The sequence below is a fragment of the Desulfomarina profundi genome, assembly GCF_019703855.1.
Lineage (GTDB): Bacteria > Desulfobacterota > Desulfobulbia > Desulfobulbales > Desulfocapsaceae > Desulfomarina > Desulfomarina profundi.
Genome location: NZ_AP024086.1, coordinates 3,202,282 through 3,225,545, shown reverse-complemented (window position 1 = coordinate 3,225,545; position 23,264 = coordinate 3,202,282). Strand labels below are relative to the sequence as shown.

The 23,264-nt window shown below is 47.6% G+C and carries 24 protein-coding genes, 1 tRNA gene and 2 pseudogenes; 14 read left to right on the top strand and 13 right to left on the bottom strand.

Annotated elements, in window-relative coordinates; all coding sequences use genetic code 11:
• The first annotated feature begins 55 nt into the window (after positions 1–55).
• The 6 genes and pseudogenes from LO777_RS14860 (at position 56) to LO777_RS14835 (ending at position 4,207) form a co-directional block, all read left to right on the top strand.
• Positions 56–1,270, top strand: a complete 1,215-nt coding sequence (locus tag LO777_RS14860; RefSeq protein ID WP_228854652.1) for a type I glyceraldehyde-3-phosphate dehydrogenase — start codon at positions 56–58, stop codon at positions 1,268–1,270.
• 3 nt (positions 1,271–1,273) lie between these two features.
• Complete coding sequence (locus LO777_RS14855; protein ID WP_228854651.1) at positions 1,274–1,708, top strand: GNAT family N-acetyltransferase; 435 nt, start codon at positions 1,274–1,276, stop codon at positions 1,706–1,708.
• A gap of 37 nt (positions 1,709–1,745) precedes the next feature.
• A pseudogene (locus LO777_RS14850) lies at positions 1,746–2,923 on the top strand (phosphoglycerate kinase).
• Positions 2,924–2,975: 52 nt separating this feature from the next.
• Positions 2,976–3,731: a triose-phosphate isomerase gene (tpiA, locus tag LO777_RS14845; RefSeq protein ID WP_407929154.1), complete on the top strand. Its 756-nt coding sequence runs from the start codon at positions 2,976–2,978 to the stop codon at positions 3,729–3,731.
• Between the two features lie 20 nt (positions 3,732–3,751).
• Complete coding sequence (gene secG / locus LO777_RS14840) at positions 3,752–4,159, top strand: preprotein translocase subunit SecG (RefSeq protein ID WP_228854649.1); 408 nt, start codon at positions 3,752–3,754, stop codon at positions 4,157–4,159.
• Positions 4,124–4,207, top strand: a tRNA-OTHER gene (locus tag LO777_RS14835). The genes secG and LO777_RS14835 overlap by 36 nt, the downstream gene beginning before the upstream one ends.
• 32 nt (positions 4,208–4,239) lie before the next feature.
• On the opposite strand, the gene LO777_RS14830 is transcribed toward LO777_RS14835, so the two are convergent.
• The 12 genes from LO777_RS14830 to LO777_RS14780 all read right to left on the bottom strand — a co-directional run bounded on the left by LO777_RS14830 (position 4,240) and on the right by LO777_RS14780 (position 13,637).
• On the bottom strand, positions 4,240–4,719 hold the full coding sequence (locus LO777_RS14830) for a hypothetical protein (protein ID WP_228854648.1): 480 nt from the start codon (positions 4,717–4,719) through the stop codon (positions 4,240–4,242).
• Between the two features lie 118 nt (positions 4,720–4,837).
• The gene (locus tag LO777_RS14825) at positions 4,838–5,389 is read right to left on the bottom strand and encodes a hypothetical protein (protein ID WP_228854647.1); all 552 of its coding nucleotides are present in this window, start codon (positions 5,387–5,389) and stop codon (positions 4,838–4,840) included.
• A gap of 41 nt (positions 5,390–5,430) precedes the next feature.
• Positions 5,431–5,550: a sigma-70 family RNA polymerase sigma factor gene (locus tag LO777_RS21175; RefSeq protein ID WP_407929073.1), complete on the bottom strand. Its 120-nt coding sequence runs from the start codon at positions 5,548–5,550 to the stop codon at positions 5,431–5,433.
• Positions 5,541–5,987 carry an RNA polymerase sigma factor gene (locus tag LO777_RS14820; RefSeq protein ID WP_228854646.1) on the bottom strand — a complete coding sequence of 149 codons (447 nt, stop codon included), beginning with the start codon at positions 5,985–5,987 and terminating at the stop codon, positions 5,541–5,543. Before LO777_RS14820 ends, LO777_RS21175 begins: the two co-directional genes overlap by 10 nt.
• A gap of 141 nt (positions 5,988–6,128) precedes the next feature.
• Positions 6,129–6,779 (bottom strand): histidinol-phosphatase, encoded by a 651-nt coding sequence (locus LO777_RS14815; protein ID WP_228857394.1) that lies wholly within the window; start codon positions 6,777–6,779, stop codon positions 6,129–6,131.
• Between the two features lie 44 nt (positions 6,780–6,823).
• Positions 6,824–7,009 carry a hypothetical protein gene (locus tag LO777_RS14810; RefSeq protein WP_228854645.1) on the bottom strand — a complete coding sequence of 62 codons (186 nt, stop codon included), beginning with the start codon at positions 7,007–7,009 and terminating at the stop codon, positions 6,824–6,826.
• Positions 7,010–7,069: 60 nt separating this feature from the next.
• A complete protein-coding gene (locus LO777_RS14805) occupies positions 7,070–8,338 on the bottom strand; it encodes a PAS domain-containing sensor histidine kinase (RefSeq protein ID WP_228854644.1) in 1,269 nt (422 codons plus the stop codon).
• A gap of 151 nt (positions 8,339–8,489) precedes the next feature.
• Entirely contained in the window at positions 8,490–8,900 is a 411-nt protein-coding gene (gene nikR, locus LO777_RS14800) for a nickel-responsive transcriptional regulator NikR (RefSeq protein WP_228854643.1), read from the bottom strand.
• A gap of 83 nt (positions 8,901–8,983) precedes the next feature.
• Positions 8,984–10,327 (bottom strand): MFS transporter, encoded by a 1,344-nt coding sequence (locus LO777_RS14795; protein ID WP_228854642.1) that lies wholly within the window; start codon positions 10,325–10,327, stop codon positions 8,984–8,986.
• Position 10,328: 1 nt separating this feature from the next.
• Positions 10,329–11,243 (bottom strand): amino acid ABC transporter permease, encoded by a 915-nt coding sequence (locus tag LO777_RS14790; RefSeq protein WP_228854641.1) that lies wholly within the window; start codon positions 11,241–11,243, stop codon positions 10,329–10,331.
• An 84-nt stretch (positions 11,244–11,327) separates the two neighbouring features.
• On the bottom strand, positions 11,328–12,161 hold the full coding sequence (locus tag LO777_RS14785) for a transporter substrate-binding domain-containing protein (RefSeq protein ID WP_228854640.1): 834 nt from the start codon (positions 12,159–12,161) through the stop codon (positions 11,328–11,330).
• 186 nt (positions 12,162–12,347) lie between these two features.
• Positions 12,348–13,637 (bottom strand): MBL fold metallo-hydrolase, encoded by a 1,290-nt coding sequence (locus LO777_RS14780; RefSeq protein WP_228854639.1) that lies wholly within the window; start codon positions 13,635–13,637, stop codon positions 12,348–12,350.
• Positions 13,638–13,865: 228 nt separating this feature from the next.
• Here LO777_RS14780 and LO777_RS14775 point away from each other — a divergent pair, with 228 nt between their 5' ends.
• The 8 genes and pseudogenes from LO777_RS14775 to LO777_RS14735 all read left to right on the top strand — a co-directional run bounded on the left by LO777_RS14775 (position 13,866) and on the right by LO777_RS14735 (position 21,958).
• Positions 13,866–14,870 carry a LacI family DNA-binding transcriptional regulator gene (locus LO777_RS14775; RefSeq protein WP_228854638.1) on the top strand — a complete coding sequence of 335 codons (1,005 nt, stop codon included), beginning with the start codon at positions 13,866–13,868 and terminating at the stop codon, positions 14,868–14,870.
• A gap of 46 nt (positions 14,871–14,916) precedes the next feature.
• Complete coding sequence (locus LO777_RS14770) at positions 14,917–16,212, top strand: ABC transporter substrate-binding protein (RefSeq protein WP_228854637.1); 1,296 nt, start codon at positions 14,917–14,919, stop codon at positions 16,210–16,212.
• Positions 16,213–16,695: 483 nt separating this feature from the next.
• Entirely contained in the window at positions 16,696–17,517 is an 822-nt protein-coding gene (locus tag LO777_RS14765) for a carbohydrate ABC transporter permease (RefSeq protein WP_228854636.1), read from the top strand.
• A gap of 39 nt (positions 17,518–17,556) precedes the next feature.
• Positions 17,557–18,612, top strand: a complete 1,056-nt coding sequence (locus tag LO777_RS14760; RefSeq protein ID WP_228854635.1) for an ABC transporter ATP-binding protein — start codon at positions 17,557–17,559, stop codon at positions 18,610–18,612.
• A pseudogene (locus LO777_RS21170) lies at positions 18,609–19,498 on the top strand (carbohydrate ABC transporter permease). Before LO777_RS14760 ends, LO777_RS21170 begins: the two are co-directional and overlap by 4 nt.
• Positions 19,499–19,510: 12 nt before the next feature.
• On the top strand, positions 19,511–20,164 hold the full coding sequence (locus LO777_RS14745) for a DUF47 domain-containing protein (RefSeq protein WP_228854632.1): 654 nt from the start codon (positions 19,511–19,513) through the stop codon (positions 20,162–20,164).
• Positions 20,164–21,105 (top strand): inorganic phosphate transporter, encoded by a 942-nt coding sequence (locus LO777_RS14740; protein WP_228854631.1) that lies wholly within the window; start codon positions 20,164–20,166, stop codon positions 21,103–21,105. The genes LO777_RS14745 and LO777_RS14740 overlap by 1 nt, the downstream gene beginning before the upstream one ends.
• 43 nt (positions 21,106–21,148) lie before the next feature.
• Positions 21,149–21,958 (top strand): HAD-IIA family hydrolase, encoded by an 810-nt coding sequence (locus LO777_RS14735; protein ID WP_228854630.1) that lies wholly within the window; start codon positions 21,149–21,151, stop codon positions 21,956–21,958.
• Between the two features lie 170 nt (positions 21,959–22,128).
• Here the strand turns inward: LO777_RS14735 and LO777_RS14730 are convergent, their stop codons facing one another.
• Positions 22,129–23,157, bottom strand: coding sequence for a hypothetical protein (locus LO777_RS14730; RefSeq protein WP_228854629.1), 1,029 nt, complete (start codon positions 23,155–23,157; stop codon positions 22,129–22,131).
• Positions 23,158–23,264 lie beyond the last annotated feature (107 nt).

Below are 23,264 nucleotides of genomic sequence, written 5' to 3'. Positions count from 1 at the left end.
TGGGTTCAACAGTCGATGAAGCATGCCATTCTACAAGGAAAGGAGAAGCATTGCTATGAAATTAGGTATCAATGGTCTGGGACGAATAGGAAAACTTTCCCTCTGGCATCATGTCGCGAGAAAACATTTCTCGGGAATTGTTGTCAATATTGGCCGCGAGGTCGGATGCAGGTTGGATGACCTGGCATCGATGCTGGAAAGAGACTCTACTTACGGACGGTTAGGGACCTATCTTTACGGACATAAATGCCCCCGGGTTATTGAAGAGCTGAATGAGGAGAAGGGAACCATGGTCATTGATGGTATTCCCGTTACTATTCTGCGTTCTTCGAGAAATCCGAAAGATATTTCCTGGCAGGAGAATGGCGTCAGTTTGGTCGTAGATACGACTGGAGTTTTTACAGATCCGACAGCAGATCCGGATGTTGAGCGAGGTGCCCTGCGTGGTCATATGCAAGCCGGTGCTGAGAAAGTTGTTCTTTCCGCACCTTTTAAGATTAAATCAAAAGGGTTGGAAATGCCGGAAGATGCCATTACTACTGTAATGGGGATTAATGACGAAATGTATGATTCTGGGCAGCACTCTCTCATTTCGGCCGCTTCCTGTACAACTACCTGCCTCTCTTATATGATTAAACCGATCATGGAAAGGGTTGGTGCTGATAAGATACTCAGTGCGTCCATGGTGACGGTCCATGCGGCAACAGGCAGTCAGCAGGTGCTTGACAGACTGCCCAAGGCGGGTGCAGTTGATCTCAGAAAGAATCGTTCCATACTGAACAATATTATCCTTACAACCACTGGAGCTGCCAAGGCTCTTGCTCTGGTTATTCCGGAAATGGGTTCCATCGGTTTCATGGCGGAGTCAGTCAGGATTCCCACGTCCACCGGCTCCCTGATAGTCCTTGTTTTAAACCTTCAGGATGATTTGGACAGTCCCGTAAAAAGAGGAGACATTAACTCTATTTATCGGGAATTTTCCCAGAATAATTCCTATCTGATGTTTACCGAAAAACACAATGTTTCCTCGGATATCTTGGGTGCTCCGGCAGCTGCCGCTATAATAGAAGGTTCTGAAACCCATACCCGGACGGCGGCAATACAGGTGAACCTTTCTCAGATCAAGGGATGCCTTGCTCCGGGAGCCGATCCCATTTTAAACGTTCCTGTCACTCAGGCCGTTGTTTATGGCTGGTATGATAACGAACTTGGCAGTTACACTAATATGCTTGGTGACCTGGTGGTGAAGGTCGCGGGAGAAATGCTGTAACCTGTGATTATCCGTGCTGCTTTACCGGCAGACCTTGAAAAAATCATTGCAATTGAAGATGATTGTCCCTTTGGCTGGTCCCTGGAAATGGTGGCCCGGGAGTTAGGAAGTCATACCGGTATCCAACTGGTCGCGGAAAAAATGCCGGCTTTGTCCGGCTGGTGTTGTGGTATTCAGGTGGCGGATGAAGCGGAATTGTACAGAATTGCAGTTTCCAGCCTGGAAAGAAAACAGGGAGTTGCATTTCAGCTTCTGCAGGAATTCGAACACCAATGTGCCTGTAGAAATGTGTCTACAGTATTTCTTGAAGTAGCCGAAAAAAACATTCCCGGTCGTGGATTATATGAAAAATCGGGTTATGTTCAGGTGGGCAGGCGGAAAAATTATTACAGTCGACTATCTGAAGATGCCTTGGTCTTGAAAAAGAATATTCTTTAAATACAGCCCTTTCGGGGAGTGCAATGGGAGTTGTCGTATGAAAACGATCAAGGACTTGGAGCTGGCAGGAAAAAGGGTTCTGGTGCGGGTTGATTTTAATGTACCCATGAATGACCGTTTTGAAATTACTGATGATATCCGCATGCGCATGGCGTTGCCAACCATAAATTATATCCTTGAAAGAGATGGTAGGCTCATCCTCTGTTCCCATCTTGGCCGTCCGAAAGGAAAACGGGTTGAAGCCTTGAGTCTCGCACCTGTAGCAGAGCATTTGAGGGAGTTGACCGGACGCAACGTTGTTCTTGCCCCTGACTGTATTGGTGAAGAGACGGAGGAGATTGCAGGGTCCCTGAAAGAAGGAGAAATTCTCCTCCTTGAAAATCTTCGATTCCATAAGGGGGAAACTGCCGGAGACAACCGGTTTGCGGAGCAACTTTCACATCTGGCCGATGTTTATGTCAATGATGCTTTCGCCGTTTCCCATCGGGCCCATGCATCCGTTGTCGGGGTGGCCGGGTTTGTAAATGAGAGAGGTGCAGGATTTTTGCTGCAGACGGAAATGGACTATTTTCATAAGGCAATGGATAAACCGATTCATCCGCTTGTGGCTCTGGTCGGTGGAGCCAAGGTCTCTTCGAAACTCGGAGCGCTTGAAAATCTTCTGGACAGGGTGGACCGGATGATAATCGGCGGGGCTATGGCCAATACCTTTTTAAAGAGTATGGGAGTTGATATGGGAGCGTCTCTTGTGGAGGAGGATCTCCTGGATACAGCCAGACAGTTGATTGAAACAGCTGAACAGAAAGGGGTGAAACTCTATTTTCCGGTCGATTTTGTTGTGGCTGACAGGTTTGCCGCTGATGCGGTTGTGAAAAATGTAACGTATAGAGATATTCCCGCAGACTGGCTGGCACTGGATATAGGGCCTGCTTCGACTCTTCTTTTTAAAGAGGCATTGGATGACGCAAGGACAATTGTGTGGAATGGTCCCATGGGTGCCTTTGAGATTGACGCGTTTTCGCGCGGGACCATGGCTCTCTGCCAGGCTGTTGCAGAATCCCATGCCCTTTCCATAACCGGTGGGGGAGATTCCAATGCGGCAGTAAAGAAGGCTGGGGAGACGGAAAATATTTCTTATATGTCAACGGGGGAGGAGCCTTTCTCCGGCTTATGGAAGGAAAGACACTCCCCGGAGTCGAGGTTTTGAAAACATGAGGCTGGTACAGCTTTTTGAAAATATGCCGCAGGAAAGAAGAGGAGAAGAATGATGAGGAAACCACTGATTGCAGGAAACTGGAAGATGCATATGACCTCGGCAGAGGGATGCGGGCTGGCGGCCAGGGTGGCTGAAAGCTGCGTGGGTCTGACTGATCGGGAGGTACTTCTAGCTCCGCCATATACAATGATGGCTGAGGTTGCCCGTGTTCTTGAAAAGAGCTCTGTCATAATCAGTTCTCAGAATATCTGCTGGGAAGAAAAAGGCGCGTTTACCGGAGAAATTTCTCCTGTAATGGTAAAAGATGCCGGTGGAAGTGGTGCGATTGTCGGTCATTCCGAGCGTCGTCAGATTTTCATGGAAACTGATAACCTGGTGAATCAAAGAGTAAAAGGAGCACTTCGTTTTGATTTATTGACCATTCTCTGTATTGGTGAAACACTTGAGCAGCGTGAAGGAGGAGAAACCAATGCAGTCCTGGAAGCTCAGCTTCGTCGGGGACTTGAAGGGGTGAGCAGCTCGGATATGATAAATGTTGTAATTGCCTATGAACCGGTCTGGGCCATAGGTACAGGCAAGACTGCCTCAAAAGAGCAGGCGCAGGAGGTTCATCTCTTTCTTCGTAAACTTATTGCGGAAATATATGAAAAAAATATTGCCGAGCAAACAAGAATATTGTATGGTGGCTCGGTCAAACCCACGAACGTTGATGAATTGATGGCCCAGCCCGATATAGACGGGGCCCTTGTTGGTGGTGCTGCTCTGGATGCTGAGTCATTCGGAAGAATAATTAATTTTGAATCTTAAATTTTTCGTTTACGGGGTGTATGGATACTCTACTTACAATTGTACACGTTGTTGTCTGTATCTTCCTGGTTGGGATTGTGCTGCTGCAGCATGGTAAGGGTGCGGATATTGGTGCTACATTTGGTGGATCCAGTCAATCTCTTTTTGGAACAGAAGGTCCTCTGCCTCTACTGAATAAGATTACAACAGCAGCGGCGATAATTTTTATGTTGACTTCTGTTACTTTAGCGTATATTTCATCTCAGTCCGGTAATTCATCTGTGATGAGTGCAGTGACCGTAGAAAAACCGGTTCAGGTGGCAAAGCCCCTTGCAGGCGAAGATAAGGTGATGGAAGTTCCGGCAGTGAAGGAACAAGCCGAAGGGAGGCAGCAAAGCAATAAAATTATGTGTGCCGAAGTGGTGGAATTGGTAGACGCGCACGCTTGAGGGCGTGTGGGGCAACCCGTGCCGGTTCGACTCCGGCCTTCGGCACCATGTAGTAATCCAAAGACTTCCGCTAAAGTCTTTTAAACCCGCATCCTGAAAAGGTTTGCGGGTTTTTTTTCTTCTTTATCTCCAAGTGTTGAATAATAGTAGTCCGGCTGGACTCTGATGTTTTGATTTTCCTTTTGTATTTTGCGGCAGATTTCTTTTACATTACTGGTGGTTGTGAGGATAACCAGTTCATGGTTCAGTCGCGACAATTTTTTCCTGGAGGTGAGGATGAGATTATACCTGAGGATGATTCTGTTCAGGATGGTGCTGTTTTTCTTTTCATTTCCTGCAGTAAGCAATATCAGAACACGACCGGGAGCATTATTGTTTTTTTCAGGGGTAGATTTTTTTTTATGGAATGCCGTCCGCATCATTGAGAGATGCCCAGGTTTTTCCATGGTTTGATTGAATGAAAAGGCTGTGGATGTAACTGCAAAAACGGGTGATGCAGACAGGATAAGACAGACCAGAAGCAAAAAGGTACAATATGAAAGTCGTATAGTGCTTCTCATAACACTTTCCCGGTCTGAAGGCTGATTGTATGAGATTTTCAGTTCAAAAGAGAAACAGTCGAGAGTTTTTGCTCGCCTGGATTCGAACGAAAATTCTCATTTTCCGGCAGGTGTGCTTTCAATAAGCTTGTTCAATAAAACTGACCAGTGGAGACTGTTTCAATATTTTCAGGCGGGTTTCAATCTTGTCTGTCTGTTTCTTTTTCAATCTCATGGTGTAGATGCCTCGTTTTCCGGGACCATTGATTATCATAGCTCCTGTCTGCTGTAAAAGGGATTCAATTTCAACCATCCGGGCGCTGTCGTTGAATATTACGTGAAAAGAAGGTCCGGAGGAAGCTGTCTCAATTCGGTTTGCAGACAATACCTCATAGGTTTGCTGTTTTTGAGGTGAGTAGACCAGAAAGAGACAAAGAACAATTGTCTGCATGGCCGCAAAACCCCAGGCTAATTGGGGTTGGACGAAAAAATCGCGTAACCGGTCCATAAATGACCAACGATTTTTCTCAGTTTTTTCAGGAAGTCCGACTGATTTGCTTATCCTTGAAAAAACAGCGGGACCTGCAGGTGTCACGTCTTCTGCTGTTTCTTTGAGAATGCGCCGCATGGTGTCATCATCAAAGACATCTCTGTTTTTTTCTGTTTCGGGTCTGTGTTGTCTGTTCTGCATATTTCTTTCATGCCAACCGGTGTTGTCCGATTGTGCTCCTTTCAGATGACGTCTCGGGTTACGCCCATTTTTTCAAATATTTTTTTTAAGTCTGCTTTCGCGTAAAAAATTCTGCTCTTGACTGTACTTTCCGGAATAGACAACAATTGCGCTATTTCCAAATAGGGAAGTTCCTGGTAAAAGGCAAGATCAAGGACCTCCCTGTGTTTGGGGAGAGGCAGTTGAGCGCCCTGGTGAGAATTTCTTTACGGTTTGTGTTGTCAAAATCTACTTCTTTACCTGCAATTTCCAGATGCGTGTCTATATCGTCATGGTATTTTTGTTTTCTTGATTCTTTCAGTGCCAGATTTCGAGCTATTCCAATCATCCAGGTCAGTACTTTCGACTGCTGCCTGAACCTGGCGCTGTTTTTCCATACTTCCGTGTAAACTTCCACCAGGATATCCTCAACACTGTTTTGGTCCTGAACAAACCTGTAAAGATAGACCAGTATCTGCCTGTTTGTTCCTTCGTACAGGGCCTGGAACGCATCTCGATCCTTTTTGGCAGTCTTTTTCAGGAGAATCAAGAATGGATCCTGTACTTTCTTTCTGTTCATGAGTGACCCGCAGCAGCAAAAAGGTTCAAATATTCTTTGATAGTTGTCATATGATTTTACTATTGATGGAAAGGTATCTGGGTGTTATTTTCACGGTCGATTACATAGTTACGGTTTTTTCGGGAAAATGAAACAATATTTTCAGGAAAAATGAAGTACTTCCGGTTTCTGCCATTGTGCAGGTAATCTTTTTTCCGCAAGGATCTGTATACCTGTTTCCATAAAATTACCGACAGAACGGATACTGTGGGAATCATCTCCGGGAATAACAGGGATTTTGAGTCTGCAGGCCGCATCCAGAATGGCTGTGGAGGGATATGGTTCACAGGCACCTTTTGCCAGGCTGCGTAGATTAAGATCCAATATCAGGCCAAGTTTTTTTATCAATTGAAGATTGCGCCGAATTCTCTTTTGTATCGCCGGCTTACTGAGCCTTTTCCTGTAGTTATCGTCGAAAAGCCGGATGAGATCAAAATGTCCAACAACAGCTGGTTTCAGCAGGGAGATCATTTCAAACTGCAGATCAAAATAGCGGCAGTACAGTGCATCCGGGTTTCCCGTTTTCTCAATTGCCTTGATATATTCATTCTTTGAATAATCAAAACCGACATCTTCAACAAAATGAACTGAACCGACAATGTAATCGGGTTGTACTTTGTTGATCAGCCAGGGGACAAATTTTTCATATCCGGTGCAGGTTTCGATTTCCATACCCACGAAAATCCGGATTTCCCGGCTGTATTTTTTTTGCAGCCGCCTGCATTCTTTTATATACTCTTTAAATCGTAGCAGAAGTTTTTCCGATGTCAGTCCTTCCTGTTTTTCTTCCGGGTATATCAGTTTATCGTTGCCGGGGGACAGTGTTCAGTAATACCCACCCAGGGGAATTGCAGTTCAATATAGCGTCGGATTATATCTTCCAGGGAGTCGGAAGCGTGGCTGCAAAACTGACCGCTGTGGCCACCATGGATGGAAACCGGAGGGAGGGTTTCAGTCATTTTCTGCTTGTATGAAGCAGTCATTATGAACCCATGAAGCTGAACAGGTGGGAAGTGGATATTGCAAGTTTGCGGCAGGAGCACTCATGCCAGGGGTAATTTAATAAAGAACGTTGTTCCCCGGCCTCTCTCTGAGATGAAGTCAAGCTCGCCATTGTGTTTTCCGTTAATGATTGTTCTTGAGATTGCCAGACCCTGACCTGAACCTCGCCCGACTTCCTTGGTGGAAAAGAACGGATCAAAAATGCGACCCTGGATATTTTCCGGAATACCGCCACCAGTATCTGTGATACTGATTATAATCATACCGTTTTTCTGAAAGCTTTCAATGGTGATTTTGCCCAGCTCATCGTTCTCTTTCCTTTTGTCGTCAATGGCATGGGCTGCATTGACGATGATATTGACCAGCACCTGGGCAATATCTCCGGGGTAAACCGGAACAGGAGGAAGTTGCTCCAGTTTCGTCTCCAGTTCGGCAACATACTTGTACGCGTTTTTGCAGACAATAAGAGTATCCAAAACGATCTTATTGAGATCAGCATCCTGTTTGGTGGCATTGGAGCCGGCGTGGGCAAATCCTTTCAACCCCTGTACAAGTTGTGTCACTCTGTTCACGCCATCAAGGGTCTGTTCAAAAGCTTTGGGCGCTTCTTCCTGGAGATATTCAATATCTGCCATGTCTTCCAGATCGGCGATTTCTTCCATGAGACCATGGAAGCGGTGTTCATTTTCTGCCATTTCAGCCAGTTTTCGATATTTTTCCAGGAGCTGTAACATGTCTTCAAAACTTTCTTTCAGAAAGGAAACATTGTTTCCAATAAACTGAATGGGAGTGTTGATTTCATGGGCAATGCCTGCTGACAGTTCACCAATGGATTCCAACTTCATACTGTGAATACGTTTTCCCTCCTTCATCCTCTGTTCCGTAATATTACGGAAAGTGAGGATGGCTCCAACAATCTCATTCCTGTCATTTCTCGTAGGACAGACAATATAATCTGCTGAAAAACTGCTCCCGTCTTTATTCCAGAAGACATCGCCGTCCACATGGTGGGATGAACCATCTTCTATGGCTGCGAAAAGAGGGCAGAAATCCCAGGGATATTCACTACCATCATCCTGGCTGTGATGTATGGTTTCATGGATCTGACGTCCTGAAAAATCTTCGGCACTCCACCTGAGTGTTTCCAGAGCAACCGTGTTTGCATGGATGATCAGGCCTTCCCGGTCAACGGAAATAACGGCACCGTTGACCCATCGAAGCATCATCTCATTCTGATAACCCACCTGTTTCAGGGTCTCTTTCAGACCTTCAATTTGCTGAAGCAGTTTTTTCCCGTTTTCATCGCTCAAAACTGTCTTTCCAGGAGGAAATGAAGTGGTATTGCAGGAACCAGTACTGTTCCTGCAATGGTTTCAGGTAATACTTTGTTAATTATGGATGTTGTGAAAGCAAAGGTCAAATGATTTCACAACCTGAGGGTGGAGGGTGGGGCAGAAAAATCTAATGGAGAGATTTGCCGGTGCTGCTCATGGCAAGGTGACCGTCCCTGACTCCTTTAAGGGCAATAAGCTTATTTGCCAGATCCTGTACATCCTTGGCCCTGCCCTTCACTACAATGACTTCGAGGCAGTTATCATGATCCATGTGGACATGGGTCGTTGAAACGATATGGTGGTGGTAGTCATGCTGGACTACCGTGATTTTTTCCTGCAGATTCGGCCGGTGGTGATCATAAACCAGACTGATAACTCCCATAACCTGTTTGTCGGCCTGCCATTCCTTTTTCACAAAGGCTTTGCGGATCAAGTCCCTGATCGCTTCTGAACGATTATTGTAGCTGTGGGCCTGGATATGTTCATCAAAAATTTCAAGAAGGTTTTCCTCCAGGGAGATTGAAAATCGTTTTAACATGGGGAATCACCGTATATCAAAAGTTTGCAGTCGGACATCTTTTTGTCAATTTATACCTAAAGCAGGCAATTGGCAACCTCGGGTTATTTTTTTCCCTTCAGCCTGTATCCACAGTAAAAAATGATCAATGAGAGCACGACTATGGTATACCAGGGAAACCAGTTGATTGCATTTTTAAAGGCCAGGTTTTTGATATTGTCGGCAATCCACAGGGGATGGGCGTTATGAAATGTTCTTCTCTGGTACTGGATCAGCATGGCGAAGAAAACTCCGATCAGTCCATAGGCAAGATTGAAGGCCAGTCCCTTGAAGCTGAGTACAGTGGCCCGCTGGTAAGATTCAGTGACCTGGTTCAGGTAGTGGCTTGTAAAAAAGGAAACCAGCATCAGGCCGATAAAGATACAGGCCATGGGCAGGATACCGAAATAGGGGAAAAAACCTGTGAGACCGAAAAGGCCGGTAAGGGTTACGGCTGCAACCCACAGCATATTCTGGGTGGCCGAAAACCTGCCCACCATATATTCAGCCACCTTCGGTGTAACAAGACCAAGCAGGGCCATGGCGGAGCTGATGAAACCGAAACTGGCCTCCGGCAGGTTGATCAACCTGAAATATTGACTGGTCATGGTGACTATCATGCGAAGGACATGATCATAGCACATTCCCAGGAGAATAACTGCCAGGGCAAAAGGTGTCCTTCCGATCCATTTCCCTGCCTGCCAGGTCATTTCCAGGGCCTTTACCATGGAGTATTTCTCTTTGTTATTTTCTGTATCCTTCTGGTTTTCCTGCATCATAAGGGCTGTGATACAGGCAAGAACCGCCAGAACAAGGGTCAGATAGACGGGAAAACGCATGGTGATCTGCTGGTTGACCGAGGCAGATGAACCGGCCCAGTTGAGGATACGGTTGACGATGGCCGGGTCATAGAGCAGGGCGCCGCTGGTGGCCGTGATGATGGTGGCAATTGAGCGCAGACGCATCTGTACACTGAGGACTTTGGGCCAGTCTTTCACATCTCCTTCCACAACAAGGGAATCGTAGGCGATGGCCTCATCTGCACCGCTGGCCATGGCTTCTGCCAGACCGCTCAGAACCCTGTTGATGAGAAATCCCCAGAATATAAGGGTGGAATTTCCCAGGGGTAGAATGGCTATGACAAGCATTTCAATGACCATTAGAAAAGAGGTGATGACGATCAGAGTTTTTCTGCCGAAGACGTCGGCCAGGGCGCCGGAAGGTACTTCCGCCAGAACGATGGTTATTGCCCAGATGGTGTTCAGCAGGGCAAACTGTTCTATTGTCAGGCCGTAATCAAGAAAAAGAATGGTGAATACTGGATAATAGAAGCGGCAGTTGAAAAAGACCCGAAAGGCAATAAAAAGGCGGATATTGGCAATGCCAAAAGGTGATTGTGATGCTGTCATATTAATTTCCTTCAGCCGCGCCTGTCTGGAAAAACGAATCAAAACGTGAGAGTCGTCTCTCTATTTTTGCGACAATTACAGAGAGTGTAAGGCAGAGAAGCAGGTATATCACTGAAATGGTGATCCACAGTTCAATGGTTGCATGGGTAGAGGCCATGACCTGCAGTCCCTGGAAAGTAAGTTCCTGAATGGAGATGATGGAAACAATTGAAGACCATTTGACGGTATTGATAAATTCATTACCCAGGGGCGGGAGCATGATACGGATCGCCTCCGGCAGAATGATCAGGCGCATGACCTGCCATTTATTGAGGCCCAGGGACCAGGCGGATTCCCATTGTTCCTGCTTGATGGATTGGATTCCTGCCCGGACAATTTCCGCGATGTAGGCACCCTGGAAAAGAGCAAGGGTAAGAACACCGGAAAGAAAGGGGTTAAGAGAGGGGGGATCGGCGAAAAAAATCGAGATGAACTTCTGCAGCCAGGCGGGACTGCTCAGTATTTTTTCGTCAATGGCGAAGGAAACCAGGATCTGATCGGTGATGAAATAATAAAAAATAAAGACCAGTACCAGCGGGGGGGTGTTTCGAATCAGTTCAATATACGTTCGACCGGCGAGGCGGAAAAAAAGCCTGGTTGAAACCCGCATCAAACCGAACAAAAAACCGATCAGAATGGCCAGAACCATCCCCCAGAAACTGAGTCGCAGGGTCGTAAAAAGTCCCTCCAGCAGGATATTGGGTTCCCATTTGCCTGTGTTTTCGTTTAGGCGAAACATGTAGGTGGGAATGACTGACCAGTTCCACCTGTAGTTCAGGGAGTAAAAGAGCCTGTAACAGATAAAACCTGCAAAAAGAAAAAGGGCGAGGAGAACCACGCAGTCAAGGGGGGTGATACGTTTTAATTTATAGTGCATTACTGTATCACCCCGGGATTTTCCGGTTCCATTGTGAACCTGGATGAACGAAATGGATCCAGGCCGGGAAACGACACTGCATTATTATTTGATGAGATTGGCCCAGTCCTTGGTCATGAACCAGTAATCATGCCTCTCCTGCAGCCATCCTTCCATGTCCACCACGGTGATCCAGCTGTTGAAATAGGCGAGAGTGTCAGGATCGCCTTTTCTCACTGCAAACCCGATGGGCTCCCTTGTAAAGGTGGTATCAAGTGGCAGAAAAAGCGTATCACTGTAGTCGGCTGCCTCCTGGGCTGGTTTGGGGGCTGAACCGATGACAGCGTGAACATTACCGTTGCGGAGTTCCTGGTACGCCTGAGGTTCCGTGTCAAACATACGCAGTTTTGCTTTTGGTACGAACTTCCTGGCTGCTGCAACAGCTGTTGTGCCGAGTTTGACAGCTATCTGTACATCTGGACTGTTAAAGCTTTCAAGGGAATTAAAACCTGCAGCCTTGGCCTTGTTTGCGACGATTGACATGCCGGTATAATCATAGGGGATAGAGAAGTTGACCGAAAGGGCCCGTTTGGGAGTGATGGACATTCCACCTATGATAACATCAAATTTCCCGGTAAGAAGAGCAGGGATTATTCCAGACCAGGCAGTGGGGACGAACTGCACCTTTACCCCCATATCCCTTGCCAGACGGGTAGCCACATCGATTTCAAAGCCGATGAATTTACCGTTCTTGTCCCGCATGGCCCAGGGTTGGAAAACGTCCATGCCAACCCGCAGCACACCTCTTTTTTTGATTTTCTCTATGGTGCTGTTTTTTGCAATATCCTGTTGAATATTCGCGCCGTATGAAAGGGTTGCAAGAGAGAAAAACAGGAGTGAAAAAAGTGTAATGTACAGCCGAGACAGATGACTTTTCATAGTGATCTCCATTGATAGAATATGTTGAAAGGGAGTTTTTTTAAAATAATACGTATTCGGGGACGTGCCAGTGCTCTTTTTGTAAAATAAAGGAACATTGTAGCAGGTGTGGAGTGGATTTCAATGGGAAGATGACTGTGGAAAGGCAGAAGTGAGTATTTTCCAGCTGGGAACAGATGCAATATATTACAGTCTGTATGTTTTTCCCGCTTTTACCTGGGGAAGAGGGCCGTTATCCAGGACAGCTGAATGATAGCAGAGAATTCGGGCAGCAACGGCCTGTTGCAGTTTTTCCACCTGTTTCCAATGGGTATGAACGCTGCCCGGACTGTCAAAATCCACCTCATGAAACAGCAGGTCGCACCGCGCAAACCATTGGGGAAGGAGTTTTTTTCTGCCGAGAATGCGATTGATCTTTTCATCCAGTTTGGTGTCTCCTGAAAAACCAAAAACCTTTCCACCTCCGGAGAATTTCAACCCCAGGGTGCCGTAGGGCAGAAAATGGTGGTTCCAGCGACAGTCAAGTTGCAGTTTCCCCAGTTTCAGGGGATGATTCGCCGGAGACAGTGGTATGAAACGCACCAGCCTGTCAAATTGAGGACAAAGTGGGCTGAACTGTTTTCTGAGGATATTCAAAATGGCCCGCCCGGTGATGAGCTGTATCGGGATACCGGTATGTTCTGCTTTTTTCAGGCAGGCAGAAAATCCCTGGATATGATCTTCGTGGTTATGGGTAATGAGAATATGGGTGATATCATCCCAGTGAATACCGTGCTCTGCAAGATTCCAGGCTGGATATCCACAGGGATCAATCCAGATAACGGAAGTTCCGAAACGGACCACTGCACTGGATACCGTTCCCGTAAAGCCGTTGCCGGTGCCGACTGCCGTGACTTCCAGGTCATCCCTCCTGAGGTTGTCCCTTGTCACTGTAGCAAGTATTTCTTCCACCGCTTCATTCACATCCACTGGTGGTAACGATTCTTTTCTACTGTAAATGTTCTGTCCCTGGTCCCTTACCGTGATGTTTCCCCCCTCGCAGTGAATTTCCAGGGAATTGTTTCTGTACAGAGGGGCAGCCGGTTCTTTTTTGAACCAGTTGTCCAGCCAGCTTTTTCTGACAATTCCAATCCGTTCGGGATCAAAGAAAAAAGGAAATATTTTTTCCAGATTGCCGTACATTCTTTTCAGATTGTCAGGAGAACCCACATATTTTTTGCCCATATCTGTTTTGAGCTGGGAACGCCAGAGAACAAATTCTTCCCCCGTGCGGTTGTCGCCACACATGGAACCTTCCCAGTCCGGTACTATTACGGTTTCTTCTCTGAATCCATAGTGTTCCAGGTATTTTGATACATCGGGCATGCTGCCTACCCGTATCGTTCCCCTGGAAGTTTTTATAAGATCAACGAAAAGACCACAGTTTTCAATACGTTGTACTTTTTCTGTGAGACGGAGTAACCGGTGACCTGTCATGTCTTGCGCTCCTTATGAATGTAAGTGTTTACATTTTCTGTTTATAATATGAATCCCTGATTTATTTCAAGAGATAAAAGTATGCTGTTAATGAGTAATGTTAAAATAATGTTAAATTTCAAATAGATAAAAATTAAAAAGATAAAAGGTGTTTCTCCGTCGAAATAAAAAGATTGACAGATTCTTTTTGTTGCGGGTATATAAATGTAAACACTTACATTGGATATCATGAGTACAATTCTCGATGTTGCAAAACTGGCTGGAGTGTCCACGGCCACCGTTTCCAGGGTAATAAACTCCCCGGAGGCCGTGCGGGAAGAGACCCGTGACAAGGTCACGGAGGCCATGAAGCTGTGCAAATACAAATACAATGCCCTGGCCCGTGGTTTTGTCACCAAGCAATCCAATACCATCGGTCTGATTATTCCGACAATTAATAATCCTGTTTTTGCTGAATCAACCAGGGGTGTACAGGACTATGCGGATCGCAACAATATCCAGGTGCTGCTGGGAAACACCTATTATCAGTATAAGCAGGAGGAGAAGCTGGTTGAGACCTTCAGGGAAAAACAGGTGGATGGTCTTATTATTACCACCACCAACCCCAGGGGAGCCGTCCTGAAAACACTGGTGGACGAGGAAATACCCTTTGTTCTGCTGTACAGCACAGTAAAAAAAGGCCCCATGACCGTGGTCGGGGTTGACAATTTCCGGGGTGGCTACCGGGCAACCGAGCACCTGGTGAAATTGGGACACAGACGTATCGGTATGGTTGCAGGTCGCTTTTCCATTTCCGACAGAAGCTTTCATCGTTGGCACGGGTACAGGCAGTGCCTGAAAAATAATAAAATTTCCTACGATAAAGCTCTTCTCATTCAGACCGACTATTCTCTGACGGGTGGAAGAGACGCGGTAAAAAAACTGCTTTCTCTTAAAGATCCGCCAACCGCTTTTTTCTGCTCAAACGATTTTCTTGCCCTGGGGGCCATGAAGGGTGCGAGGGAGCTGGGGCTGCAACTGCCCCGGGACCTGTCCATCGTCGGTTTTGATGATATCCGTATAGCGTCCTATGTCATTCCCGAGTTGACAACAATCAGGCAGCCGGCATATGACATTGGAAAACTCGGGGCGGATCTCCTGTTTCAACGGATAGGAGGATGTATGAAGCCTGTTCACAGAATGCTTGATCTCTCCCTGATAGTCAGAGAGTCCACTGCCGGTCCTGTCGGGTAGTGTTCGCGTGCAATGTTAAAACCTTAATTGAACAAGGAGGAGAAGTATGAACAAAGTAAGGTCGAAGACTCGATCAGTGGCAATGGTTTTCCTGGGCCTGTTTCTGCTTTCCCTGTCAACCCTGGCAGTTGCGACGGAACTGACGATGTTTTACCCGGTTGCGGTCGGCGGAGCGCTGACGAAACTGGTGGATAAGCTTGTCCAGGATTTTGAAGCTGAAAATCCTGGCATTACCGTCAAGGCCATTTATTCAGGTAATTATTCAGATACCATGACAAAGGCGATGACGGCGCTCAAGGGTGGTAACCCTCCCCATCTTTCCGTTATTCTCTCAACCGAGATATTTACTCTTATTGATAATGACGCCATTCTACCATTTGATGACCTTATTTCCACACCGGAGGAAAAAAAGTGGTTGGACAGCTTCTATCCGGCTCTGATGGAAAATGCCCGCACCGGTGGCAAGACCTGGTCTGTACCGTTCCAGCGTTCGACCATCGTCATGTATTACAATAAGGATGCTTTCAGAGAAGCGGGACTTGATCCGGATGCACCGCCGGCAACCTGGGATGAACTGGTGGCCATGGGCAAAAAACTGGTTGTGAAAAATAATGCGGGAAAGGTTACCCGCTGGGGCCTGGAAATTCCTTCCACCGGCTACCCCTACTGGATGTTTGGTGCTCTTGCCAGGCAGAACAGTGAAGTGCTGATGAACGGCGACGGTACCAAAACCTATTTTGACAAGCCCGGTGTGGTTCAGGCGCTTGAGTTCTGGAAAAGCCTCGGTAAAGACCATTCAATAATGCCATCAGGCACAATTGAATGGGGAACCCTGCGCACTGATTTTCTGGAGCAGAAAACGGCCATCATGTGGCATTCAACGGGTAACCTGACTGCGGTTAAGAAAAACGCCACGTTTGATTTCGGTGTGGCCATGCTGCCCGCTAAAAAGGAAAGGGGAACTCCCACCGGCGGTGGAAATTTTTATATCTTTAAGAAAACGACTCCGGAAGAGAGGGCGGCAGCCCTGAAGTTCATCAAGTGGATGACTCAGCCGGTACGTACCGCACAGTGGAGCATAGGTACAGGTTACATGGGAACCCGTCCCGATGCTTATGAAACCGCGGAATTGAAGGCCTATGTCAAATCGTTTCCACCTGCAGCCGTGGCAAGAGACCAGTTGAAATATGCAACGGCCGAGCTGTCTGTCCATGAAAATGGCCGGGTTTATAAAATACTCAATGATGCGATTCAATCGGCCCTTACCGATGCAAAATCACCCGAGAAGGCATTGAAGGATGCCCAGAAACAGGCAGAGCGTATTCTGAGAAGATATCGTTGATGGACTCGCAAAAACTCCGATCTACTGCGTTGTGGGGTGATCGTGTAATGCTCGACGTACCATATGTACGCCTGCGCTTACACGACACCGCCACGCCTTGTATATCGAAGTTTTTACAGAGTCCATCTGAGAACGTTGAACGACTTTTTACGAGATCATCATCGTTAATTCGAGATCCGGGGAACTTTGAGTTCATATGGCAACGATACTTGCCCGGCTCAGTTTGTGAATGTCTACAACCACCTGGATCCCGCAGGGCAAGGAAATAAAGAAAAAACAATCTCACTCGGATAGTGAGCAGTACAGCCCGAACTGCGACATGATAATTATCTGTTTATACAGTATAAATATTTTTTCTTTATTCCCGAAGTGCAGGATTTAGAAACCAGATTAAAATGAACACACTGTTCATAAGAAATACGGGCTAGTTTTTTCCGACCGGAAGGGAGCTGTTCCCTTCCGGTCCGGGCAGGAGGGAAAATTATGAGACAGGGGATGCCGGCCATGGCAAAAGGAGTGGAAGCTTTTGGTGCCTGGATGCTGGGGGCTCTGTGGCTCCTTCCTGTTGTTTTTGCTTTCTGGAGTGCTTTTCATCCTGCCGAATATTCAACGAGTTTTCAATTGTCTGCCCCTCTGACCCTGGAAAATTTCACCAGGGCCTGGTCATATGCACCCTTCCCCCGTTATCTACTGAATACTTTTGTGCTTGTGACCCTGATCCTGGCGGCCCAGTTTGTACTCTGCACCCTTGCCGCTTATGGATTCGCCCGGTTTGATTTTTTTGGAAAAAATGTGATTTTTGCCCTGGTTCTGTTGCAGCTGATGATCATGCCGGAAGTGCTTCTTGTTGAAAACTATCGTACCATCAGTTCCCTTGGGCTCCTTGATACCATTCCGGCCATTGGGCTGCCCTATATGGCCAGTGCTTTCGGTATTTTTCTTCTTCGCCAGTCATTTAAGACAATCCCTGATGAACTGGTGGAGGCAGCCCAGGTGGAAGGTGTCTCGTCGGTGGGTATACTACTGAAAGTCTATGTTCCTCTGGCAAAATCGACCTATATCGCTTACGGGCTTGTATCGGTGAGTTATCACTGGAATAATTTCTTATGGCCGCTGGTTATCACCAGTTCGGTCAACAGCCGCCCCCTCACCGTGGGACTGGCAATCTTCGGGGCACCGGAATCGGGTGTTGACTGGTCAATCATCACTGCGGCAACAGTTATGACCATGGCTCCGCTGCTGGTGGCATTTATTCTGTTTCAGCGCCAGTTTGTTCAGTCGTTTATGCATTCGGGAATAAAGTAACCTGGTGAGTTTGCCACGTTACACGAACGAGTAAAAAACATGTCTACAATTGTTCTAAAAAATATTTGTAAAAGCTGGGGAGATACGGAAGCTCTGCGCGATATTAACCTGAGCTGCGGTAAAGGTGAACTGCTTGTTCTTCTCGGACCTTCCGGTTGCGGAAAATCGACAACCCTGAGGCTTATCGCAGGTCTTGAAACGCCCACCTCGGGAACCATCGAAATCGAGGGGCGGGATGTTTCCAACCTGCCGCCGGTGAAGCGCAATATCTCCATGGTTTTTCAGAATTATGCCCTTTTTCCGCATCTGAATGTGGCGGAGAATATCCTTTTTGGCCTCAAGGCCCGCAAGGTGCCGAAAAAAGAGCGCAGGAAGCGTCTTGACGAGGCTGTTTCCCTGCTTGGTCTTTCCGGATTTCTTGAGCGCAGGCCGGCTCAACTCTCCGGAGGACAGCGGCAGAGAATTGCCCTGGGCAGGGCTATAGTGGCCCAGGTTCCAGTCTGTCTGATGGACGAACCCCTGTCGAATCTTGATGCCAAACTGCGTCAGGAAATGCGCCAGGAGATCCGTCTGCTCCAGCAACGACTGAAGATGTCTATGGTCTATGTTACCCATGACCAGGTGGAGGCTATGACCATCGCCGATAAAATCATCCTCATGAAGGACGGGCATATTGAGCAGTACGGTACCCCGGAAGATCTCTACAATCTGCCGGCAACCGCTTTTACCGGAGGATTTATCGGCAATCCCCCCATGAATATACTGACGCCTGATGCTGCTATTTTTGCCGAATTTTCTACCGCACTTTTTCCCGCAGGGGACACAAAACCGATTCTAATCGGTGTAAGGCCGGAAAAAATAGAGCTGTCTGCAAATTCAAATATCCAGGGAACAGTCGAAACTGTTGAATATCTGGGAGCGGACAGCCTGCTGCTCTGTCGTACCGGGGATCATTCCATTACTGTTTCTGTAAAAGGAAAGGCAGAGGTTTTTCCAGGAGATAAAGTGGGACTTATCTGGAAGGAAGAGGATATTCACCTGTTTGATGCACAGACGGGCAGACGGATTGGAATTACCGCCGGAGTACGTCCATGAAAACAACGGTGCAGCGCAGGTACTGGAATCATATCAACGGCTGGCTGCTGGTCCTGCCGGCGGTATTCATGATCAGCCTTTTTACCCATTATCCTATTGTTTCCAATATATTTCACAGTCTTTTTTCCATGGGAACGGCAACCCGGCCTGAGGTGTTTATCGGTTTGGATAATTACCGCTATCTTCTTGATGATGACATTTTCTGGAAGGTGTTGAAGAATAATGTTGTCTACTCCATGTGCACCGTACCGTTCAGTATAAGCATTGCCCTGGGCATGGCCCTTCTCGTCAACCGAAATATCAGGGGGCGATCTTTTGTGCGCATGTCCTTTTTTACCCCAACTGTTCTTCCCATGATTGCTGTTGCCAATATCTGGCTGTTTTTCTACACTCCGGAATATGGCCTGTTTGACCAGGTTTTTTCCCTGTTCGGGGGGAGAGCCATAACTGGCTTGGTAATCCGGATAGTGCACTTTTCTGTCTTATCGTCATGGTGATCTGGAAGGAATCCGGGTTCTTCATGGTTTTTTACCTGGCGGCTCTGCAACAGCTTTCTCCGGAATTACGTGAGGCAGGCCTTGTTGAAGGCGCGGGAGGATGGTATTATTTCAGACGGGTAACCTTTCCGCTGCTTATGCCCACCACGCTGTTTGTCACGGTCAATGCCGTTGTCAATTCCTTCAAACTGGTGGACCACCTGGTTATCATGACAAAGGGGGGGCCGGATAACGCCAGTTCTCTGCTGCTCTACTATATTTATGAAAATGCATTCAGCTTCTGGGATACCAGTTACGCCGCAACCCTCACGGTTGTTCTGGTGCTGATTCTTGCCATCATTACCATCTTCCAGTTTGCGGTGGTGGAGAAAAGGATTCACTATCAATAAAGGCATTTTTCCATGTTCAGTTTTCTTTTTAAGAAGGACACGCGGGTCGAGGAGCTGATTTACAGCTATCTTGATACATTTCGCCAGATTCTGGAGAATTTTGACAAGGCCCTGGCCTGCTGTATTGCCCGCCCCCGATGTGAGGAATTTGATTTCCTCATGGAACGGACCCATAAGTACGAGTCCATGGCTGACGATATCCTGGACAAGGTCAATAACCTGATGTTCGGAAAGGCGCTTATCCCTGATTTTCGCAGTGATATCATGAATCTTCTTATTTCCCTGGATAAGATCCCCAATCATTTGGAGAGAACACTGTTCATGATCCGCTACCAACGTCTGGAAATTCCGGGTGAATTTGTCAATGACGTGGAGGATATCATCCGCATCAGCCTTGAATCGTGTGAGCTGCTGGCTCAGCAGGTTGAGCTGTTCCTGAAAGACAAGAGCGGCAGACGCTCCCTGATGAGTACCATTGACCGCAATGAGAGCCATTGCGACCATATTGAAAGGCGGATCATTGCAGGTATTTTTGAATCCGGGGAGCTGGAACCGTTTTTTAAACTGCAGTTCAAGGAACTGATTGTCAATATCGGTGATATTACCGACCAGGCCGACAGGGTTTCCAAACTTATTAACATTCTTACCTTGAAACGGCGGGTGTAATGTTATCTCTTCTCGGTGGCGTTTTTCTCGGTTGGTCCCTTGGAGCCAATGACGCGTCCAATATTATCGGTACTGCGGTTTCCTCCAAGATGATGCGCTTCTGGCCCGCGGCTCTGCTGGCCTCTTTCTTCGTTATTGTCGGTGCTGTCATCTCCGGACAGGCAGGGATTGAAACTTTGAAAGGCCTGACCACACTTTCAGTTCACCAGGCGGTGATCACTTCTATTGCCGCAGCCGTTACCGTCACCATCATGACTGTGATGGCCCTGCCGGTTTCGACATCTCAGTCGGTGGTGGGAGCCATTCTCGGCATGGGTATTCTCAATAATCAGCTCAATTTTTCCGGTTTAGGCAAGGTCGTTCTCTGCTGGGTGGGTACTCCGGTGGGTGCGGCAATCATCGCCGTACTGCTCTACAGGATTATGGGTTTTTTTTATAACCGTATTCCAATGACGCTGTTCAACAGCGACCATATTCTGCGGCTCGGTTTAATTCTTTCCGCGAGTTACGGTGCTTATGCCCTTGGGGCCAACAATGTTGCCAACGTGACCGGGGTCTTTGTCGGTGCCGGCATGATCAGTGTGCTGACCGCGGCCATTATTGGCGGGATATCCATCGCTTTCGGTATCCTGACATTCAGCCGTCCGGTCATGGAGACCGTGGGTAAGAAAATCGTCACCCTGGAGCCGTTTTCCGCCTTGGTGGTCTCCCTGGCCCTGGCCATGACCATTCATCTGTACACCCTGGTCGGAGTACCAGTATCGAGCTCTCAGGCTGTTATAGGCGGGGTAATGGGCATCGGCATTGTCAAAGGGGTCAATACCGTGGATATCAGCGTACTCAAACGCATTTTTCTTGCCTGGATTTTTACCCCGGTGGTCGCCTGCTCCGTGGCCTTGTTGATCAGCTATGCTTCACGACTTCGCTATATTCCCCTGTAATTATTTTCGGTCCGACTTTTCCTGATTTTAAAAGGATGTATCAATGTGTATGTTGAATAAAGATGTTTTTTGTGAGCGGTTAAAAAGAGTGAAATGTATCCTTCTCGATCTTGACGGGACCCTCTATGAAGAGGACCGGCTTTTTGACTGTACATTGGAATTTCTGGAGGGCCTGGACAGGGCGGGAATACAAATAATCTATCTTACCAATAATTCCTCTAAGGGCAGGAGTGACTATTTCAGTAAGCTGCGCTCCCTGGGGATATCTCTTCGGGAGGATGAGATTTATTCCTCCGGGGACGCCACCCTGGATTACCTGCGGCGATGTACTGATTTTTCACGTGTTTTTCTGCTGGGAACTCCTTCTCTGGAAGCGGCCTTTGTGAAGGCCGGATTTGAACTGACCCCGGATGGCCAATGTGTGGTCATGGGGTTCGACAGAACCCTGACCTATGATAAACTCAACCAGGCTTATCAGTTACTGGTTTCCGGCGTGCCGTTCATCGTCACCCACCCTGATACCCTGTGTCCCATGAAAGACGGCAGATTTGATATCGATCTCGGGGCCCTGATGCAGCCGCTCATCCATGCAACCGGAGTAAAGCCGCTTATTATCGGCAAACCCCATGCACCCCTGATAGACGGGCTTCTGGCAAAATTTTCATTTGATCTTGATTCTCTGGCAATTATGGGTGACAGGCTCTATACCGATATCCGTACGGGACGGGACAATAATTTTCTTTCCATCCTTGTTCTTACAGGAGAGGCCAGCCGTGACGATGTGGCAGCATCATCGGTGGTGCCTGATTTTATCCTGGAGAGAAATGTGGATCTGCTCCGCTACCTCCCGTGACAGGGAGGGGATGAGGGAAAACAATTTTCAACATGAAACGAAAAATTTCGGATATACACCCCGCTCGAACCCTCTGGGAGAGTGATGGAGGCCTTGGGTTTTGATTTATTATGGCGGGTGGAGTTGTATGATTTGACGTCGATATTTCCGATGAAGGGGAAATCCCTGGCTTATAATTGGTCATCTGTTTTGATAATGGCCGACAGTTCATTGTACAGGTCGGTAAGGTCAATAAACTGCTGAGGGTCGCCTCCATGGTCCGGGTGCAGCTCTTTGGCTTTACTGCGAAACAGGCGGGACAGCTCGTTTTTATTCAGTTTTCGTAATTCCTCAAAAGACCTGCCGAACAGTGCTTCTGCCTGCTGTTGTTTTTCCTTTGTCCGCTTCGGCCAGTGAAACCGGCGATGATCTCCCATGAACCGCCGGGCAAAATCAGCCCCGAAACCGCGAACCCGCGGTTGATGATCAAAAAACATGATAAGATAGCGAATCAGGTGCGGGTGGAGACTGTCTGCTATGGGTGCTTCACTCTTATGCTGCCAGAATGTTTTATCTCCGTTCAGGATGCAGAGCTGTTCAACAAAATGATCGCAGAGGGTTGCCCGGTCAAGGGCCTCGGGAAAAGAGGGAGCAAATGATTCGTCAAAAAAACGGTGGAGCTGCAGGGTGGCGTGCAGGTAGCGCAGGTATTCACCGGGGCTGACAGCCTGTTCCTCTGCGGCAAAAAACTGTTCCCGTTCATCCCGTGACTGCCCGAGCAGGGGGCGGATGCATTTTTCATGCAGCCTGGAGAGCCTAGCCTGATCTACTGCGCCATAACGGATAAAGTAGAGCCGACGGCGGTCAAATTCGTGAACCTGTTCTTCGATGGCCATTCTCTCGTCATCGCTCAAGGGGGTACTGGTTTTCCGGTATCTTCTGTTGTAAAACGGTCGGTTTCTGAAAAGCAGTTCACGGGGGAAAAAGGGGCGAAGCAGTTCCTCCAGCAGGTTTTCCGACTGGTGCGGACAGTGCCTTTCCACAGCCTCCAGAAGATCGTCGTGAAAGAGTACTGCCCGCTCTTCAAAGATATCGAAATGGCTGGACGGGTCCCGACCGAGATCAAAGACCAGGACAGATCGGAATCCCGCCCCCTTTTCAGCAACAGAATGTCTGAGCTGGTAACTGGTGGATGGGAGGTGATTTGTGGCAAGATACATATCAGATTTTTTTCCTCGCACAGAATAACTGTAATGCCCGGCCTCCCCCGACAAGGAGGTATTTACTTCAATCCCGCAAGATGAAGCCTGCGGTTTCTTAGGATTTT